Origin of the sequence: Mycobacterium sp. ENV421, assembly GCF_002887815.1 — a bacterium.
GTDB lineage: Bacteria > Actinomycetota > Actinomycetes > Mycobacteriales > Mycobacteriaceae > Mycobacterium.
In genome coordinates this window covers 49,462-67,687 of the sequence record NZ_PDHO01000011.1, presented here as the reverse complement: position 1 = coordinate 67,687, position 18,226 = coordinate 49,462, and the positions used below count along the sequence as shown (strand labels likewise).

Genomic DNA, 18,226 nt, shown 5'->3' with positions numbered 1-18,226 from the left:
TCAGACCGCGCCGACGACGAAGTCCCACGGGTCGTTGCCGGAAGCCAGCGCCATCCGGCCCAACTTCCGCGCATGCCAGGCGGTGTCACCGAATTCGTCGATCCAGCTGCGGGCTCGCATCGTCGCCAGCCACAAGCGGTGCTCGATCGTCACGCCGATGGCACCGTGCAGCTGGTGGGCGGCGGTGACCACGCTCGGCACCACCCGGCCCAGCACCACCTTGGCGACGGTGACGGCGTAATCGGCTTGGGCGCTGTCGAATCCGTGAACGGCCACGGCGGCCACGGCCAGCTCGGTGGCCGCGCGCGCCCGTTCCACCTCACCTGCCATCGAGGCCAGCGTGTGTTGAACCGCCTGAAACGCGCTCAACGGACGACCGAACTGCACCCGCTCCCGAGTGTGTGCCACCGAGGACTCGACCGCGGCGTCCAGCGCGCCCAGCGCCTGGATGCACCGCGCCCAGGCACCGCGCCGCGCCAGCTCCTCGGCGGCTCCCTCGACGGTGACGAACCCCTCGGCGGGCACGGCGATGGTGTCGCGTGGTTCACCGCCCAGGTTGTGCCCGGTGGCGGTGGTCGCGGGCTCGGTGATCGCCACCGAGAGTGCGGCGCCGTCGCGCACGGCCACCACCACCGCGCCGGCGGAGCCCGCATACGGAACGCCGCTGATGCTCGTCGCCCCGGCCGGGCCGATCGCGATCGTCAGCGGCCCCTGGGCGGGGACCTCGAGCCCGGCCTTTGCGGCCAACCAGGCCGCCAGCACATCGGTTTCAGCGATCGGGACGGTGACGGCATGCCGGGCCAGCGCCCGTAGCACAACCGCGGATTCGGTTGGGCCACCGCCTGATTCGGGATCGCTGGTCAGACGGGTCAGGCCGGCGTCCTGCAGATGCCGCCATGCGGCGGTGTCGACGTCGTCCGGCAGGCCGCGTCGGCCGATCCGCTCGTCGAAGGAGCGGGCCCCGATATCCTCCGCCAGCTGGCGCAGGTCAGCCAATTCATCTGTGCCGCTGGTGGTCACGAAGACACCACCGATCAACGCCCGCGTCATCTCAGCCCCATTCCGCGGGCCACCACACCGCGCAGCACCTCGTTGGTTCCGCCGCGCAGGGTGAATAACGGCGCATGCAGCCGTGCCACATTCAGCAGCGCGGCCACCCGGTCGCGATCCGGTGAGTCGGTCGCGGCGTAGCCGAACAGGTCGGCCGCCAACTCCACCGACTCCTGCTCGAAGCGGGTGCCCAGGTCCTTGACCAGGGCGGCCTCGTTGACCGGTGACTGCCCGGCGGCCAGCGCCCTGGCCACCGACACCGACAGCTGCCGCAACGAGATCACCCGGGCCAGCAAGTCGCCGACGGCCGCGGCGGCGTGGTCGTCGAGATCGTCCTGGCCGGCCAGCAGACGCACCAGTGCCGTCAGTAGCGCAGCGGTGCTCAGGATGCGTTCTGGGCCGCTGCGTTCGAAGGACAGTTCGGCGGTGACCTGATGCCAGCCGTTGCCGATCTCGCCGAGCAGGTTGTCGTCGCTGACGAACACCTCGTCGAAGGTCACCTCGTTGAAATGGTGTTCGCCCGACATGATCACGATGGGACTGATCGTGATCCCCGCACTGTCTGTCGGCACGATGAACTGGCTGAAGCCGGCGTGGCGACGGTCGGGGTCGACCGGGCTGGTGCGGGCCAGCACCACGATCTGGTGGGCCAGGTGCGCTCCGCTGGTCCATACCTTGGTGCCCGACAGCAACCAGCCACCGTCGGTCTTGGTAGCCTTGGCGGCCGAGGCGGCGAGGTCCGAGCCGGCCTGCGGCTCGCTCATGCCGATCGCGGAGAAGTATTGCCCAGCAGCAATTCTGGGTAGTAATCGTTGCCGTTGCTCTTCGGAGCCGTAGGCCAGCAGCCCGGGTGCGACCTGTCGGTCGGCGATCCAATGCGCAGCCACCGGCGCACCGACGGCCAGCAGCTCTTCGGTCACCACATAGCGATGCAGGTGGCTCAGTCCCTGCCCGCCGTACTCGCGCGGAATGGTCAGGCCGAGGAATCCCGCCGCACCGAGACGGGCGCTGAACGCCTCGTCCCAGCTCGACAGCCACGCGTCGACGGTTGGCTGCCAACCGAATTCGTCACGGTCGGCGGCCAGGAACGCCCGGATCGAAGCTCGCAAGCGGGCCAGCTCGGGCTCATTGGCGCACAGCGCCCCGAAGTCGTCGGTCATGGTGCTCACCGGTAGCCCGTGACACGCGCCAGGATGGCCACCTTGCCATCAGCACCGACAGCCTGGGCGTCGCCGACCGCGGAATTGCGTCCGACCCGCAGTGCGGTGCCCTCGTAACGGGATTGGTCGCCGGCGAAGAACGGGCGCAGGAAGTTCACCCGCAGCGATGCGGTGCGTAGCGGTTCGGCCTGCCCGTGGTTGATTGCCGCGGACGCCGCGAGTTCCAGCCCGGCGCTGCTGACCCCGCCGTGGACGATCCCGATCAGGTTGTTGATGATCGGATCCGGCCGCTGGTCCAGCCGGTAGGTGCCGTCCTCGTCCGGCCGTGGGTCGGCGGACATCAACTGCGCCAGCGTCGTCTGCGATGTGCGCGCCAGGGTGTCCGGTCCCCGCTGGATGGGTGCATCGGGGCCACCGGTGATGGCGACCGTGCGCACGGTGCCGCCGCCGATCGTACTGCCGCGGTGACTCAGCGTGCAGATGGACAGCAGCGTCGCACCGTGCGGTCCGAGCGGGCGACTGCTCGCCACGACGGGTTCGTCCGGCGCGGCCTGCAGGCTGTCGATCCCGTCGGGGCTGAGTTCGACGGAGAGCTCGCTCGAGACCGTCCACTGACCGGCGCCGCGGCGATAGAAGTTGGCCCGGCCGCCGACATCGTCGACCAGGATGGCCAGCGGACCGATCGTCGGCATCTGAGTGAACGGGTTGGTCAACCGGCCCACCGGCATCGAGGCGACGACCGTGAACTCGGTGAGGTTCTCGTCGAGCGTCTCGATGCCGAACCGGGTGATGACACTTTCCGGCGTCTCCGGGTCCTGCATGCCGGTCGTTCGGTCGGGCGTCGTCACCCTCGTATTCCAGCATCAGCGGCCGTCGTGGTGCGCAGGCAGGTCCGCCGAGCGGGAGCGCGACGAAACGCCGGTGCCGTCGAAAACTCTGAAATACCTCCTGTGCCGGTGAGCTTTCGGTAATTTCTCTGCAACGGGCGGGGGCACGGGGTTCTCGCATGAAACGGCGAGGAATCATATGACCGTGCGTAATCTGTCGCAGAGCACCGACCACACCGATATGTCATCGTCCGGATACGCCCGCTGGGTGGGCCGGGTGGGTGTGCTCGCGGTCGCTCTCGGTGTCGGCGTGGCGTCGGCAGCCCTGCCGGTGGCGGCGGCGGATACCGGCGGTGCGGGCGGCTCCAGCGGTTCGGGTTCGGGGCGATCCTCGACCGGTTCGTCCCACGCAAGCGGGAATTCGTCGACCAAGGGCTCCACGAAGGCAGGCACAGGGCGCAGTGCCCCGCGGAGCCGAGCTGCAGCCAAGCCGTCGACCTCGACGGGCGGTTCTGACTCGACACCGGATGTCAAGGACGATGTCCCGGCGGCCGCAGCCAAGCCCGCCGGCGCGACCGAATCCCCCAGCGCCGCAGCCAAGCCGACGGCGCCCGCTGTCAAGGCGGCCGGGGTGGCGTCGCCCGGAGCGGCCGCGATGGCCGCGCTGGCCGGCAACCCGATCACTGACTTCATCCGGATGTACGTCGGCAACGGCACCGCCGACCACCCCAACGCCGGCATCCTCTTCGGAAACGGCTACAGCTTCACCTCGGCCTCGTGCACCGGTACCACCGCGTGCAACGGCGGCAACGCGGGTCTGTTCGGTACCGGCGGCAATGGTTTCAACGGCGGTAACGGCGGTGCGGCCGGCTGGTTCGGCACCGGCGGTAACGGCGGAGCGGGTGTCGCCACTGTCAACGGTGGCAAGGGCGGCAACGGCGGTGCCGGCGGCCTGATCACCGGCAGTGGCGGTGACGGCGGCGCGGGCTTGAACGGCAGCGGAGCCGACGGCGGCGACGGCGGCAGCGTCGGTGGATTGTCGATCAGCGGCAGCGGCGGCTTCGGCGGCGCGGGTGGATCCGGTGTGACCGGGACAACCGGCGGCACCGGCGCGGGCGGCGGCAAGGGTGAGGCCGGCGGCAATGGTGGCGCCGGCGGCAAGGGCAGCATGATCTTCGGCTCGGGCGGCGGCGGCGGTGCCGGCGGCAAGGGCGGCACCGGTGGTACCGGCGGCACTGGTGTCGACGGCGTGGACGGTGTCAGCGCAGCCGGTGACGGTGGTGCCGGCGGCGAAGGCGGTGTCGGCGGTGTCGGCGGCGCAGGCGGCGCGGGCGGATTCCTCTTCATCTTCGGTTCCAGCGGTGCGACCGGCAGCGGAGGTGTCGGCGGCACCGGCGGCACGGGCGGTGTCGGTGGTGCAGGCAAGGGCGTCCTGGCCGACGGGTCGACGCAAGCCGGCGGTAACGGCGGCTCAGGCGGCAAGGGCGGAACGGGAACTGACGGTGCGGCGTTCGGCACGGGCGGTGTCGGAGGCGCCGGTGGTGCCGGTGCGAGTGACGGCGTCGGAGCCACCGGCGGCAAGGGCGGTTCGGGCGGCAAGGGTGCCGTTGGCACCGCGGCTGCAGCCGGCCTCGGCGGTGGCGGCGGTGGCGGCGGTGGCGGCGCCCACGTCGAGGGCCTCAATGGTGGCGCGGCTGCGGGTACCGCCATCGGCGGTGCGGGCGGTGCGGGCGGCGACGCGACCACCGTGGCGGGCGTCGCGGGCGGCACGGGCGGCGGCGCCAGCATCGTCGCGGACGGTGTGCTGAGTTCGGCCAGCGGTACCGCCACCGGCGGTGCCGGCGGTAAGAGCGGTCCCGGGGCTGCTCAGGGCGGCGCGGGCGGTGCTGCGGGAATCCAGTCCGGCCCGAACGGCACCGCTTTGGGAAGTGCCAAGGGCGGCAGCGGCGGCGACGCCACCGGCGCGGGCAGCGTTGGCGGCAACGGCGGTTCGGCCCAGCTGCAAGCAGGCATCGTCGGGACCAACGCCGGTGTGGTGAACGGCTTCTCCACCGGCGGCAACGGTGGGGCGGCCAGCGCCGGTGGTACCGGCGGCGCGGGCGGTGACTCCTCGGTCACGGCCGCAGGTCTCATCGGCTCCGCTATCGGCATCACGTCCACCGGCGGCAATGGCGGCGCCTCCAGCGTCAACGGCAAGGCCGGCGGTGACGGTGGTTTCTCGGAGGTCATCGGGCTCAACGGCACGATCACCGGCGGCTCGGCCATCGCAGGCAACGGCGGTGCCACCAAGGGCGCGCTCGGTGGTGATGGTGGGTTTGCCAAGCTCGACGCAGCCGACGCGGATGCTCCGGCAGGAACCGCGATCGTCAACGGCACGTCGAAGGGTGGCAATGGCGGCGACGGCGGAGCCAACGGCACCGGGACGGGCACTCCGGCCGGTGGCGCGGGTGGCACCGGCGGCAACAGCACCTTCGTGCTGTCCGGCGGTCAGACGTCGACCAATGGGGTCAATGCCGGCGGCAACGGCGGCTCGGGCGGCAAGGGCACCAACAGCGGCACCGGAGGCACCGGAATCGGCGGCGCCGGCGGTAACGGTGGTAACGGTGGCAATGACTCGGGTGTCCTGGGCGTGGGCACCGCGGGTACCAACGGTGGCGATGCGCAGGCCAATGGGACCCCGGGCACAGCCGGAACCGACGGGACCAATCACCCCTGATCGATTGGAAACCAACGGGCACAGCCATTTCGGCTGTGCCCGTTGGCCATTCAGGGGTTCAGGGTCGGCACACCGAACTTCGTCACGAATTCCTTTGCCTTGATCAGGAATTCCATCTGGGCGGCGACGTCATGGAGGGGCTGCAGGCTGTGCACCGAGCGGCACAGCACCACTGCACCTTCCATCGCGGACAGGGTGGTGTCGGCCAATGCACTGGCGTCGGCGGCGTCGAAGCCTTCCCGTAGGTAGGCCTGCTTGGACGCCTCGCGCCAGCGGCTGAAGATCTCACCGGCGACTGCGGTGAGCTGTTGTTCGTCTTCGCCGGATCCGATGGCCGCGGCCAGCACTGGACAGCCGGCGGTGTAGTCGCTGGTGATCAGGGCGTCTTCCCAGAGTTGTACATAGCGGCGCAGAAGCACCCCGGCGTTCTCGCATGCCGCCTCGTCGATGGCGGTCGTGATCGCGTAGCCGGCGTATTCCAGTGCCTCGCGCAGGATCTGGCTTCGCCCCTCGGGGAAATGGTGATAGACCGAACCGCGCGGCGCACCGCTGCGGGCCAGCACCTCGTCGATCGTCACGCCGGCGGCGCCGCGTTCACGCAGCATCTCGGCGGCACTCACCAGCATCTTGGTGCGGGTGGAGCCGCGGCTCTTGCGATCGGGTGTCGGGGTCCGGGTCATTCAGGCGGCGGGGGTTTGACGGAAATGGCTACCCCGCCACGCCAGCGCCCGAGCTCCGCGACCGAACAGCTGACGGCGCTTGTCGGGTACGTGGCGCGTGAACCGGTGGCCGGCGATGTTCAGCTCGATCAGCCACATATCTCTCTCCTTGCGGGGTAGGTCTGGAGACCAACTCCATAACTATGGTTATGACCATAAGTTAAGAATGCGGTGAGCGCAACATAGGGCCTGACGCCGACGTTAACAGCAGGCAAACAGCCAGATAGGCCGCACTGCCGAGGGTCCGGACGTGCACTTATATGGCCAACACCATATTTCAGGACGCTGGATGAACACCCTGATCAGTGCAGGTGAACCGAGCTAGGCTCGGGCTCAGCCGGCGATGAGGAGGACGCACGCGATGAGCCACTACAAGAGCAATGTCCGCGACCTCGAGTTCAATCTCTTCGAGTTCCTTGATGTGGAGAAGGCTCTCGACGCCTATCCCGACCTGGACGGGGATTCGATCCGGGAGATGCTGGCCGAGGCAGCCCGGCTGGCCGAGGGGCCGGTCGCCGAATCGTTCGCCGAGACCGACCGTCATCCGCCCACATTCGACCCCGGTACCCATGCGGTGTCGTTGCCCGAGCCGTTCTGCACGTCGATGCGGGCCTGGCAGCAGGGGGAGTGGTTCCGCATCGGGCTGTCCGAGGAGGTGGGCGGCGTCCCGGCGCCTGCGATGGTCACCTGGGCGATCGACGAACTCGTGCTCGGGGCCAATCCCGCGGTGTTCATGTACATGGCCGGGCCGATCATGGCCAACATCCTGTTCCACATCGGCAACGAGCAGCAGCGGCACTGGGCCGCCCTGGCAGCCGAACGCAACTGGTGCGCCACCATGGTGCTGACCGAGCCGGACGCCGGCTCCGACGTGGGTGCGGGCCGTACCAAGGCGGTCGACGCCGGCGACGGGACCTGGCACATCGAAGGCGTCAAACGGTTCATCACCAACGGTGACACCGGCGACTTCTTCGAGAACATCCTTCATCTGGTGCTGGCCCGCCCGGAAGGCGCCGGCCCCGGCACCAAGGGCCTGAGTCTCTTCCTGGTGCCCAAGTTCCTGCTCGATCCCGAGACCGGCGAGCCGGGCGAGCGCAATGGCGCGTTCGTCACCAACCTCGAACACAAGATGGGGCTGAAGGCCTCGGCCACCACCGAACTCAGCCTGGGCCTGAACGGTAAGCCGGCGATCGGCTGGCTGGTGGGCGATGTGCACAACGGCATAGCCCAGATGTTCAAGGTCATCGAGTACGCACGAATGTTCGTGGGCACCAAGGCGATTGCGACGCTGTCCACCGGTTACCTGAATGCGCTGGAGTATGCCAAGACCAGGGTGCAGGGCGCCGACCTGACCCAGATGACCGACAAGACGGCACCTCGGGTCACCATCATCCATCACCCCGACGTGCGACGTGCCCTGATGACGCAGAAGGCGTACGCCGAAGGGCTGCGCGCGCTCTACCTCTACACCGCGGCACACCAGGATCCCGCGGTGGCACAGATCGTTTCGGGTGCCGACGCCTCGATGGCCGAGCGGGTCAACGATCTGCTGTTGCCGATCGTCAAGGGTGTCGGCTCCGAACGCGCCTACCAGTGCCTGACCGAGTCGCTGCAGACGTTCGGCGGATCCGGCTTCCTGCAGGACTACCCGATCGAGCAGTACATCCGCGACGCCAAGATCGACTCGCTCTACGAGGGCACCACCGCGATCCAGGCCCAGGACTTCTTCTTCCGCAAGATCGCCCGGGACCAGGGTGGGGCACTGGGGCATGTCGTCACCCAGATCGAGAAGTTCATCGACAGCCCCGACCCGCGGCCCGAGCTGGCCGCCGCGCGCGCATCGCTGACCGACGCGCTGGACAACGTGCGCGCGGTCGCGACCGTGATGACCGGTTATCTGCTGGGGGCGCAGGAGGATGCTCGCGAGCTCTACCGGGTGGGACTGGAATCGGTCGGCTTCCTCCTCGCCGTCGGCGACCTGCTGATCGGCTGGTTCCTGTTGCGCCAGGCCGAGATCGCGCTACACGCACTCGACGGCGACCCGGATCCGCGTGAGCAGGATTTCTACCGCGGCAAGGTGGCGGTGGCGAAGTTCTTCGCCGGCAACGTGCTGCCGCGGCTGGCCGCCGAGCGGAAGGTCGCGGAGTCGATCGACGTGTCGATCATGGACCTGCCCGAAGAGGCCTTCTGAGCGTCGGTCAAGATGGCGAGACCAACCGGTGGGATTGACGAGGAAGGGACCCCATGAAGGTGATCACGTCCATCGACGACGCGGCGTCCGCGGTCGGCGAGGAGCTCGGCGTCAGCGAGTGGCTGCAGATCGATCAGAAGCGCATCAATGACTTCGCCGACGCGACCGGGGATCATCAGTGGATCCACGTGGATGTGGAGAAGGCCAAAGCCGAAAGCCCTTACGGCACACCGATTGCGCACGGTTTCCTGACCCTGTCGCTGATCCCGGCGCTGTCCAAGGACAACTTCCGCATCGAGAACGCGAAGATGGCGATCAACTACGGACTCAACAAGGTTCGGTTCGTGGCGGCCGTCCCGGTGGACAGCAGCATCCGGGTGCGGTCCGAACTCGTCGGCGCCGACAAGGTCGACGACAACACCGTCAACCTGACCGTCAAGCACACCATCGAGATCGACGGTGTCGACAAGCCCGCCGCCGTCGCCGAGATGATCGTCCGCGCGCTGTTCTGACCAGACACGAAAAAGCCCCGACACGCTCGCGCGTGCGGGGCTTCTTCGTGTGACCTGCTATTCGGGGGTGTACCCGAACGGCAGCAGCACGCTCTTGGCCTGGGTGTACGCCTCGATACCCTCGGGCCCGTTCTCCCGGCCGATACCGGAGTTCTTGTAGCCACCGAACGGCGAACCCGGATCGAACGCGTACATGTTGACCGCGTAGGTACCCGTGCGGATCTGGGCGGCGATCTTCATCGCCTTGTCATTGTCGGTGGTGTAGACCGAACCGGCCAGACCGTAGACGGAGTCGTTCGCGATGCGGACGGCATCCTCTTCGGTCTCGTAGGGGATCACCGCCAGGACGGGTCCGAAGATCTCCTCCTGCGCGATCGTCATCGAGTTGTCGACATCGGCGAAGACCGTCGGCTGCACGAACCAGCCGCCGTCGAGCCCCTCGGGACGCTCACCGCCGGTGACCAGCCGGGCGCCTTCTTCGACACCCTTCTTGATGTAGCCCTCGACCCGCTCGCGCTGCTTCTCGCTGATCAGTGGGCCGATCATGGCGCCCGGGTTGTCGGGCAGCCCGATCGGCATGGCCGCGACGGCGGCGGACAACTTCTCGACGACCTCGTCGTAACGCGACCGCGGCGCCAGGATGCGGGTCTGGCCGACACAGGCCTGCCCGCAGTTCATCAGTCCGGAGAAGACCAGCATCGGCAACGTCGAATCCAGGTCGGCGTCCTCGAGGATGATCGCGGCCGACTTGCCGCCCAGCTCCAAGGTGCACGGCTTGAGCTTCTCGGCGGCGATCTTGGCGATCTCCTTGCCGACGCCGCTGGACCCGGTGAAGGTGAACTTGTCGATCTCGGGGTTGGCGGTCAGGGCGCGGCCGGTTTCAGGGCCGCCGGGCACCACCGAGAGCACACCCTCCGGCAGGCCGGCTTCGGCGAAGACGTCGGCCATCGCGAACAGCGACAGCGGGGTCTCCGCGGCCGGCTTCACGACGATGGTGCAGCCGGCCAGCAGCGCGGGGCCGAGCTTGTTGGCGGCCAGGAAGAACGGGACGTTCCACGCGGTGACGGCGGCGACCACGCCGATCGGCTCGCGCAGCACCATCGTGGTGCCGTAGACGCCGTCGCGGAAGTCGCGCCAGGTGAACTTGTCGGCGGCACCGGCGAAGTACTGGAACGACGACATCGCGGCGCCGTACTGCATCATGTCGACGATCGTCGGCGGCTGGCCGGTCTCGGCGGCCAGCAGGAACTTGAACTCCTCGGCGCGCTCTTCGAGGATCTTGACGGCGCGGGCCAGGATCTCGCCGCGCTCGGTGGGCGACATCTTCGGCCACGGACCTTCGTCGAAGGCCTTGCGGGCGGCGGCGCAGGCCGCGTCGACGTCGGCCTTGGCAGCCAGCGGCACCTTGCCGACCAGCTCGCCGGTGGCAGGGGAGTGCACTTCAATGACCTCGGAGGTGGACGGTTCGGTCCACTTGCCGCCAATGAACAGCTTGTCCCACTCGGTTCTGAAAGCCGTGCTCTGTGTCATGACCGTCACACTACCTATTGGAGACAGAAACTAGAACCTGTTCATTTCGGGCGAATCGGCGGCTGCAGCACCAGCACCAGGTTGCTCACCAGGAACTCCCGTACGCCGGCCACACCGGTCAGCCTCCACGCCCATCGCGGGTGGTAGCGCGGGAATGCCGCGACCAGCGCTCCGGTACCGGCCGCCCAGCGCAGGCCCGCGGCCGCGGACACCGCGAACAGCGACGACCCGTAGTTGTTCTTCGGTGGATGGCCGTGCTTGCGGGTGTAGCGAGCCGCGGCACGGGCCCCGCCGAGGTAGTGCGTGAGGCCCATCTCGTGGCCGCCGAACGGCCCCAGCCAGACGGTGTACGACAGGATCGCCAGACCGCCGGGCCGGGTCACCCGCAGCATCTCCGCCCCGAGCTGCCACGGGCGCGGCACATGCTCGGCGACATTCGACGACAGGCACACGTCGACACTGCCGTCGGCGAACGGCAGGGCCATCCCGGATGCCCGGACGAAGCAGCCCGGCCCGGCCTGCCGGACGTGCTCGGCGGCGTGCATCTCACTCGGATCCGGTTCGACGCCGACATAGCTCCAGCCCGATCGGGTGAACGCGGTGGCGAAGTAGCCCGGCCCGCCGCCGACGTCGACGAGCGTGTGTCCGGCCACCGGACCGTTGGCGGCCTGCCACAGGTCGGTCACCATCTCCGCGGTGTCGGTGGCCAGGGCGCCGTAGAAGCGGGCGGGGTCGGACTGTTCGTACCGGAATTCACTGAGCAGCCGCGTCGATCTGCCCAGCGTCGCGCGACGGGCGAACAGGTCGGTGACGGCCATCGGGCCCACCTTAGTCAGCTCGAAATTCACCCTCGCCAGAGTTGAAACTCACGCTGCGCAGAAAAAGTTCGAGGTGCAGAGCTGCAAAAAGTGAAACTCGACTGGCGGTCTAGGCTGGCGTTGATGTCCACACCCGTTCGCTCCGTCCTGCTGTTGTGCTGGCGGGACACCGGCCACCCGCAGGGTGGCGGCAGCGAAACCTACGTCCAGCGCATCGGCTCGCTGCTGGCCGAATCCGGCATAGAGGTCACTCTGCGCACCGCCCGCTACCCCGGTGCACCCCGTCGCGAGCTCGTCGACGGGGTGCGGGTCAGCCGCGGCGGCGGGCCCTACAGCGTGTACATCTGGGCGGGGCTGGCCATGGTGGCCGCCCGGCTCGGCCTCGGACCGCTGCGCGCCGTGCGCCCCGACGTCGTGATCGACACCCAGAACGGGGTGCCCTTCCTGGCCCGGCTCGCCTTCGGCCGCCGGGTCGCCGTCCTGGTGCACCACTGCCACCGTGAACAGTGGCCGGTGGCCGGTCGCTTCTTCGGCCGCGTTGGCTGGCTGGTCGAATCGTGGCTCTCGCCGCGCATGCACCGGCACAACCAGTACGTCACAGTCTCCCTGCCGTCGGCCCGCGATCTGTCCGATCTCGGCGTCGATACCGCGCGGATCGCCGTGGTGCGCAACGGTCTCGACGACGCTCCGCCGGACACCCTGACCGCACCACGGTCGCCGACGCCCCGGGTCGTGGTGTTGTCACGGCTGGTGCCGCACAAGCAGATCGAGGACGCGTTGGATGCGGTGGCGGCGTTGCGGCCCCGGGTCGACGGCCTGCACCTGGACATCGTGGGCGGTGGCTGGTGGCGCGACCGCCTGGTGGAGCGGGCCGAGCAGCTCGGCATCTCCGATGCCGTCACGTTCCACGGCCACGTCGATCACCACACCAAACACGCTGTCGTGCAACGGTCCTGGGTGCATGTGCTGCCGTCACGCAAGGAAGGTTGGGGCCTGGCCGTCATCGAGGCCGCCCAGCACGGTGTGCCGACCATCGGCTACCGGTCCTCGGGTGGTCTCACCGACTCGGTCATCGACGGGGTCACCGGCGTGCTGGCCGACGATCACCACGACCTGGTGGATCGCCTGGAACGCCTGCTGACCGACCACGTTCTGCGCGACGAGCTCGGTGCCAAGGCCACGGCGCGCAGCCGGGACTTCTCCTGGCAGCAGAGTGCCGATGCCATGCGCACGGTCCTGGAGTCGGTGCACACCGGCGGCCGGGTCAGCGGCGTCATCTAGCACGAGATCGACGTCAGGGCTGCGATTGTGCCCAAACAACGACCGTGGCGTCGATTTCGGTGATGCTCAGGCCCGTTGCGGCCAAAGCCGATTAGCGCGCGGTGTTTTCGAGTGAGCCGATCAGCTCGACGAAATGTTGGGCGGCGGCGTCGACGCCGGCGTCGTCGTCGGTGCCGGCCAAGTCGAGCAGCAGGCCGCGCATGACCGCCAGACCGAGCCGGGCAAGCGCGGGGTCGTCCGCGGATCGTGTCACCGTGAGCCAGCGATCGACCGCGCCGGGCAGCATCGTCGCGAACGGTGATTCGCCCTGGGCCCCACGGGCATAGCATTCGAAGAACAACCGCTCGAGCGCTCTCAGTTCGGGCCTGCGCAGATGCTCCCACATCTCGGCGAACCCCGTGCCGCCCGCTGCCATCAGCTCACTCAACAGCGCCATCTGCCTGCGTTCCACCTCGTCGACGATCGCCAACAGCAGCTCGTCGCGGGATCCGAAGTGGTGCAATAACATTCGGTGGCTGGTTCCCACCGCGTCGGCGAGTTCGCGCAGCGCGCGTCCACCGACACCGTTCTCGGCGCAGTCGGCGACCAGGGCGTCGAGCAGTTCCGTGCGCCGTCGCAGATCAGGCGTTCGAACCACGAAGCTTCCGCAAGCCCTCGCAGCGCGCCTTCAACCCCCGCGCTTCCATCGCCAGGTAACGCCGCGTCATCCGCTGCATCAGCACTCCGACGATCGCCCCGACCACTCCGCGCTGGGCGAGTTCCTGTCGCACCAGTGTTCCGCCGCCGACAGCCGGCAGCACCTCGTGTCGTGCCGAGGTCAGCCCGCCGGGTGACCGCTGCACCCACGTCCACGATGTACCCGGCTCGATGTCCGTGACCGTCCAGATCAGCCGGGGCATCCGCGGTTGGGTGATCTCGAAGCGGCGCCCGACCGCCAGTTGTGCGCCGTCCAGGCCGTGCAGTCGGGTGACCGATGCGGTCCAGTCCGGCCAGTGCTCGACATCGGTGAACACCTCCCACACCAGATCTGCGGGTGCGTCGATGGCGACGCTGCTGGAACTGAGCATGTACCAGATGGTACATCTTTAAGGCGGGGCAGCTCAACCGCCTTCGGCGTGAAGGTGGACCAGCCCGGAGGCGACGGCATAGCGCGGCCCATGTGTGCCGTCGACGTTGGCCCGGCCGACGGCCACCGGAACGGAGCGCAGCGACTCGCCGACCGTCCGCAACAGTTCGTCGTCCAGCGCGCCGCCACCGGCCAGCACCAGCGCGACCGGCGGCTCGTCGAAAGCCTTCAGGCAGCGTGCGATGTTGGCGGCCACGGTCTGCTGCTTGACCGCCAACCGCAGGCTGCGCCACTCCTCGGCGGCCAACCGGTTGGAGAACGGGACCAGTCCGGCGTTGCCACGGGTGCACAACCGGCCGATCGCCTCGGGCGGGGCAGGAGCGTCCAGAAACACCCGGCGGCCGTCCTCCTCGTGAGCGATGTGCGGCCCCTCCACCCGGATTGCCGGTGAACGCTTGATCTGCTCGGCCAGTGCCCGCGGCACTCCGAGGGTTGCCGCGACCGCGGTGGTGATGGCCTCGCCGGCACCGGCAGCGACCACTTCCTGGTCTGCGCCGATCAGGTCGATGGTCCCGCCGCCGATATCGCAGACGATCGACCCCGGCGGGAGATGGGGAGTGGTGTGGGCACCGCGCGCGGCCGCCCGGGGTTCCGACGCGATGGTCCGAGCCGGGCGACCGCACAGCTCGGCCAGGGTGACGGCTGCGTCGGCCACCTCGTCAGCGGCCAGCAGCGCGACCACCGTGCCGCTGGTCTCCGCGACCCCGCGGCGCAGCCACGCGCCGTCGTCGATGGCCTTCAAACTGGTGAAGTAGGCGTCGTCGACCGCGATTCCGGATGCGGCCGAGGCCACGGCGGCCAGTCGTACCGTCACCACGGTGCCGGGCGGCCGGACCCGCAGCAGGCTTTCGGCCTCGGCCGGCGAATAGCGCCGCACGACGCCGTCGACGCGACAGTCCGCGTAGTCCCCGTCGGCGGACGGCGGCTCGGGCTCTCCGTCACGCAGAGTCACCGCGATGGCCGGTGAATCCGCCAATTCGCGGGTGAACTCGGCGATCTGGTGAATGTGCTCGTGCGCCACCCCCAGCGCCGCCGACAGCGCCAGCGGATCGGCCAGCGCCCGATACGACCGCCCTTGCGCCACCACCTCGATCGCGACCGGCGCGCCCGGTCGCAAACCGCCGAGCTCGACTTCGTCGACAACCGGGATGCCTGCGGGTATCCGGTTGGCGATCAGCACGGCCTCGTCACGCTCGACGATCACCCCTGCGATGTGCCATCCACGCTGGACGGCGTCGCTGATCTGCCGTGCCGCGACCTCGAAATCGACTGTTGCGCTGACCGATACGATCGCTGGCCGGGCGGCCACGGAACCGGTGACATCGGCCAGCGGTACGTGCACGCCCACGGCCGATCCCGCCCCTGCCGGCGTGCTGGCGCTGGGCCTGCGCAGGCTTCGCACCGGGCAGTGCGGTGGCGTCGGTGGCGGCAGTGGTGCGGTGGCGGTGTCCACCGGACGCAATACCGACAGCACCACCTCGTCGACTCTGCACTCTGCCTGCACCTCGAGTTTGTGCAACAGCGCCGCCGCGCCGGCCAGGGATTCCCGAGATCCCTTGCGACCCCGGGTCGGTGCCTGTCCGTGGCATACGGGTTCCACTGAGCCAGACGAAGTCCGGGCGACGACGATCTCGGTGGTGTGGTTTCCGACGTCGATTCCGGCCACCACGCTCAACGCAGCAGACCCCTGCGTTGGTAGACCGCCGCAGCGTGACGCACCAGCTCCGCACACCGGGCCGCGCCGCGCGCCTCCAGATCGGCCACGAGTGCGTTCAGCTCCGGCGCCGTCGACCGGTGCGGGCGCAACGCCTCGTAGAGTTTCATCACCTCGTCGTCGCCCATCGTCGCCAATTCGGCTGCGCGAAGGAAGTTCTCGGCCAGTTGCGGATTACCACCCGCCGCGGCGACGTCCGCCTGATGAACCAATGCCGACGGCTCCATTCGGAGATCTGCCAGCGTGAGCTTGCCGTCGACGGCGGCCGCCACGGTGAATCGATCCTCGGTCATGCTCGCCTCGCTTCGACGGTCACGGGTGATTCGCCCGGTTCGCACGCTTCGCGCTCCAGGGCCACGAGCGCCACTGCCCTGGCGTGATAGCGCGCCGAAATGGACTCGTCGGTCCCGCCGGTGAAGATGGGTACCGGCGCCATGCCCTTGGCGTGGCGGGCGGCGTTCTTGCCCAGCTGGCGGTACATGTCCGCGTCCAACAGCGGTGCCACACTGAACAGCTCGAGATTCGCCAGCGGTGCCAGGTCCCGCCGGTGGATCAGAGCGGTGCCCTTGCCCTGCAAGCCGATTCCGATCCCGGATCCGGACAGCTTGGCAGCGGTCAATCCGATCAGCCCGACGTCGATGGTCGATCGCACCCGGACCAGCCGGGCCACGCAACCTTCCTCTTCCAGCCCCGCTTCGATCTGCCGCAGGACCTCACCGACGGTCAGCCCGCACAGGGTCAGCCACACGCTGCACCCCAGTGCCGGCGACAAACCGATGCACACCTCGCGCGGATCGCTGCCCTGCCTGGCGGTCTCGACCGGGGTGAACGTGATGTGACCGTGGTGGTCGGCCTGATCGGCGGTCAGCTCCGCCGTCGTCCGGGCTTGCCGGATGTCGTCGATCTCCGCTCGCCGCTGATCGGACAAGGCATAACCCGTTCCCGGGCCCGCATAGTCGTTCGGGTCGGTGAGCTTGGACAGCACGTTGAAGTCCTGATCGAAGATGGCCGATGTCTGGAGCTGGTCGCCGCGCAATCGTTCGGCGGTCAGGCGCATGATCGACTCGGCTTCCGGCTCGAAGCCGGTGCGGTGCAGCGCGGCCACGACGTCGAACACCGTCAGCTGGCGAGCCTCGATCGCGGCCGCCGCCTCGGCGACCATCTTGGGGTGCCCGGCGGGCAGGTCGCGAGATCCGTTGGCCACCACCACCTCGTCGACGCGGGCATCGTCGTAGTCGGCAAGGCCGAGATCCCGGTAGACCGCTTGCACCGCCGTGGCCGCCCGCCGGCGCACTCGCGCCAGGTGCTCGGCCGATACCGTCCGCAGTCCGCCGTCGGCACCCCAGTCCCGCTGCAACACCAGGAAGTCGTCCATGTCGTCGGAGTTGAAGTTCGACAGCGCAAAAGCGTTGTCGTAGCGGGGGATCGAGCCGAATCCGGAGAAGATGAAGTCCGCCCCGGCGAGCAGGACGGGCAGGGTGTGGGCGCTGCGACGAATGTCCGACTCCGAGATCAGGTTGTCGTTGCCTGCGCAGGACTCGAGGTCGCGCAGCATCACCATCAGGTTCTCGGCCAGCAGCTCTTTCATGCCCTCCGGGACTGAGGCCACCACACCGACACCGTCGATCCCGCCGTTCTGCACGCCCTGCGACCCGAGCGCGCGGGCCAGCGACACACACCGGGACTCCAGATACAGGATCGAACACTTCTCGGCCGCACCCATCAAAACTTCGGCACCGCCGCCGCTGGTCACTCGCATCTTCAGCCCGCGGGAGGCGTAGGCCGAGGTGAGAATGGCCTTCGAGAAGGGAGTGTCGTCACCGTCGACGAACACCTGCTCGGTTCCGTAGATCGAGATGGTCTCGGCGTAGCTGGTCAGGCCGCGCAGGCCCAGCCGCAGCTCCAAGGCCTCTTCGATCGAACACTGAGCGAGCGCCCCCGGAACACCGACCTGGCTGCCGATCAGCAACGCGACGGCATTCGACGGGGCATCGCCGAGCACCGGCACCGTCGTCTCGACTTCCCGAAAGCCATAGGCCACCGCGCTGGCCGCATCGGCGGCGATCAGCAGCGGATCGTCGAGCTGGTTGGTGACGTGCGCCTGATTGCTCGGGGTACGTCGGGCGCGCATCTTGGCCATCGCCATCTGCATCTCGACCGGCGTCATCACCGCGACCACTCTGGCCAGCTTGGCCGGCGTGGTGCCGCCGATCAGACGCACCACCTCGGAGCGCGGCACATTGACGTCGACGGCCATCCTGGCCAGTGCGACGTCGTCGAGCGCCATCGCCTCACCGGCCGTCTCGAGGTCGATCCCGTGCCGGGCGATGAACTCGTCGATGACGTCGAAGTCGCTCGCGGATTTTCCGTCCAACTCGACCACGACACCGTCGCGCACCACCAGAGACGGTGCGGGGTCGTGCGGGCTGTGCATCGCGGCCAGGCCGAGAGTCGGGTCGGCCACGCTGAAGCCGTCCAGGTTGACCGCTTTCGCGTCGAGTATCCGCATCCGGCCCTGGTCGAGATCTTCAGGGCGGGAAAGAACCTCGTCGTCACGTCCAGCCATACTCTCCGTCATCCTC

At 68.7% G+C, this 18,226-nt stretch carries 16 protein-coding genes; 4 read left to right on the top strand and 12 right to left on the bottom strand.

Annotated elements, in window-relative coordinates:
* From CRM90_RS15315 to CRM90_RS15305, 3 genes are read right to left on the bottom strand one after another with little or no spacing between them, the layout of a single operon-like run.
* On the bottom strand, nt 1–1,050 hold the full coding sequence (locus CRM90_RS15315) for an acyl-CoA dehydrogenase family protein (RefSeq protein WP_102807813.1): 1,050 nt from the start codon (nt 1,048–1,050) through the stop codon (nt 1–3).
* Entirely contained in the window at nt 1,047–2,210 is a 1,164-nt protein-coding gene (locus tag CRM90_RS15310; protein ID WP_102807879.1) for an acyl-CoA dehydrogenase family protein, read from the bottom strand. Before CRM90_RS15310 ends, CRM90_RS15315 begins: the two co-directional genes overlap by 4 nt.
* Nucleotides 2,211–2,215: 5 nt before the next feature.
* Nucleotides 2,216–3,058, bottom strand: coding sequence for a PaaI family thioesterase (locus CRM90_RS15305; RefSeq protein ID WP_502693278.1), 843 nt, complete (start codon nt 3,056–3,058; stop codon nt 2,216–2,218).
* Between the two features lie 184 nt (nt 3,059–3,242).
* Between CRM90_RS15305 and CRM90_RS31330 the strand changes: the two genes are divergently transcribed.
* A complete protein-coding gene (locus CRM90_RS31330) occupies nt 3,243–5,753 on the top strand; it encodes a hypothetical protein (protein WP_142391379.1) in 2,511 nt (836 codons plus the stop codon).
* Nucleotides 5,754–5,803: 50 nt separating this feature from the next.
* Here the strand turns inward: CRM90_RS31330 and CRM90_RS15290 are convergent, their stop codons facing one another.
* Entirely contained in the window at nt 5,804–6,433 is a 630-nt protein-coding gene (locus CRM90_RS15290) for a TetR/AcrR family transcriptional regulator (protein ID WP_102807810.1), read from the bottom strand.
* Nucleotides 6,434–6,571, bottom strand: a complete 138-nt coding sequence (locus CRM90_RS30715; protein WP_199189913.1) for a hypothetical protein — start codon at nt 6,569–6,571, stop codon at nt 6,434–6,436.
* Between the two features lie 262 nt (nt 6,572–6,833).
* On the opposite strand from CRM90_RS30715, the gene CRM90_RS15285 reads away from it, so the two are divergent.
* Both CRM90_RS15285 and CRM90_RS15280 read left to right on the top strand, forming a co-directional pair.
* Entirely contained in the window at nt 6,834–8,663 is a 1,830-nt protein-coding gene (locus CRM90_RS15285) for an acyl-CoA dehydrogenase (RefSeq protein ID WP_102807809.1), read from the top strand.
* A gap of 53 nt (nt 8,664–8,716) precedes the next feature.
* Nucleotides 8,717–9,175: a MaoC family dehydratase gene (locus tag CRM90_RS15280; RefSeq protein WP_102807808.1), complete on the top strand. Its 459-nt coding sequence runs from the start codon at nt 8,717–8,719 to the stop codon at nt 9,173–9,175.
* A gap of 57 nt (nt 9,176–9,232) precedes the next feature.
* Here the strand turns inward: CRM90_RS15280 and CRM90_RS15275 are convergent, their stop codons facing one another.
* Complete coding sequence (locus tag CRM90_RS15275) at nt 9,233–10,705, bottom strand: aldehyde dehydrogenase (protein WP_102807807.1); 1,473 nt, start codon at nt 10,703–10,705, stop codon at nt 9,233–9,235.
* 41 nt (nt 10,706–10,746) lie between these two features.
* Complete coding sequence (locus tag CRM90_RS15270; protein ID WP_102807806.1) at nt 10,747–11,523, bottom strand: class I SAM-dependent methyltransferase; 777 nt, start codon at nt 11,521–11,523, stop codon at nt 10,747–10,749.
* Between the two features lie 123 nt (nt 11,524–11,646).
* Between CRM90_RS15270 and CRM90_RS15265 the strand changes: the two genes are divergently transcribed.
* Entirely contained in the window at nt 11,647–12,804 is a 1,158-nt protein-coding gene (locus CRM90_RS15265; RefSeq protein WP_102807805.1) for a glycosyltransferase family 4 protein, read from the top strand.
* Between the two features lie 91 nt (nt 12,805–12,895).
* Here the strand turns inward: CRM90_RS15265 and CRM90_RS15260 are convergent, their stop codons facing one another.
* The 5 genes from CRM90_RS15260 to CRM90_RS15240 are packed head-to-tail and all read right to left on the bottom strand — an operon-like array spanning nt 12,896 to nt 18,153.
* Nucleotides 12,896–13,441, bottom strand: a complete 546-nt coding sequence (locus CRM90_RS15260; RefSeq protein WP_102807804.1) for a TetR/AcrR family transcriptional regulator — start codon at nt 13,439–13,441, stop codon at nt 12,896–12,898.
* Nucleotides 13,425–13,871: an SRPBCC family protein gene (locus CRM90_RS15255; RefSeq protein ID WP_102807803.1), complete on the bottom strand. Its 447-nt coding sequence runs from the start codon at nt 13,869–13,871 to the stop codon at nt 13,425–13,427. Before CRM90_RS15255 ends, CRM90_RS15260 begins: the two co-directional genes overlap by 17 nt.
* Before the next feature lie 33 nt (nt 13,872–13,904).
* Nucleotides 13,905–15,599: a diol dehydratase reactivase ATPase-like domain-containing protein gene (locus CRM90_RS15250; protein WP_102807802.1), complete on the bottom strand. Its 1,695-nt coding sequence runs from the start codon at nt 15,597–15,599 to the stop codon at nt 13,905–13,907.
* Between the two features lie 2 nt (nt 15,600–15,601).
* A complete protein-coding gene (locus CRM90_RS15245; RefSeq protein WP_102807801.1) occupies nt 15,602–15,937 on the bottom strand; it encodes a diol dehydratase small subunit in 336 nt (111 codons plus the stop codon).
* Nucleotides 15,934–18,153 (bottom strand): propanediol/glycerol family dehydratase large subunit, encoded by a 2,220-nt coding sequence (locus CRM90_RS15240; RefSeq protein WP_102807800.1) that lies wholly within the window; start codon nt 18,151–18,153, stop codon nt 15,934–15,936. The genes CRM90_RS15245 and CRM90_RS15240 overlap by 4 nt, the downstream gene beginning before the upstream one ends.
* Nucleotides 18,154–18,226 lie beyond the last annotated feature (73 nt).

Bases quoted from the DNA above. Each gene is read 5' to 3' on its own strand.
- CRM90_RS15285 (WP_102807809.1), top strand. From the start codon at position 6,834: ATGAGCCACTACAAGAGCAATGTCCGCGACCTCGAGTTCAATCTCTTC.
- CRM90_RS15240 (WP_102807800.1), bottom strand. From the start codon at position 18,153: ATGCGGATACTCGACGCGAAAGCGGTCAACCTGGACGGCTTCAGCGTG.
- CRM90_RS15265 (WP_102807805.1), top strand. From the start codon at position 11,647: ATGTCCACACCCGTTCGCTCCGTCCTGCTGTTGTGCTGGCGGGACACC.
- CRM90_RS15270 (WP_102807806.1), bottom strand. From the start codon at position 11,523: ATGGCCGTCACCGACCTGTTCGCCCGTCGCGCGACGCTGGGCAGATCG.
- CRM90_RS15255 (WP_102807803.1), bottom strand. From the start codon at position 13,871: ATGCTCAGTTCCAGCAGCGTCGCCATCGACGCACCCGCAGATCTGGTG.
- CRM90_RS30715 (WP_199189913.1), bottom strand. From the start codon at position 6,571: ATGTGGCTGATCGAGCTGAACATCGCCGGCCACCGGTTCACGCGCCAC.
- CRM90_RS15280 (WP_102807808.1), top strand. From the start codon at position 8,717: ATGAAGGTGATCACGTCCATCGACGACGCGGCGTCCGCGGTCGGCGAG.
- CRM90_RS15310 (WP_102807879.1), bottom strand. From the start codon at position 2,210: ATGACCGACGACTTCGGGGCGCTGTGCGCCAATGAGCCCGAGCTGGCC.
- CRM90_RS15290 (WP_102807810.1), bottom strand. From the start codon at position 6,433: ATGACCCGGACCCCGACACCCGATCGCAAGAGCCGCGGCTCCACCCGC.
- CRM90_RS15315 (WP_102807813.1), bottom strand. From the start codon at position 1,050: ATGACGCGGGCGTTGATCGGTGGTGTCTTCGTGACCACCAGCGGCACA.
- CRM90_RS15245 (WP_102807801.1), bottom strand. From the start codon at position 15,937: ATGACCGAGGATCGATTCACCGTGGCGGCCGCCGTCGACGGCAAGCTC.
- CRM90_RS15275 (WP_102807807.1), bottom strand. From the start codon at position 10,705: ATGACACAGAGCACGGCTTTCAGAACCGAGTGGGACAAGCTGTTCATT.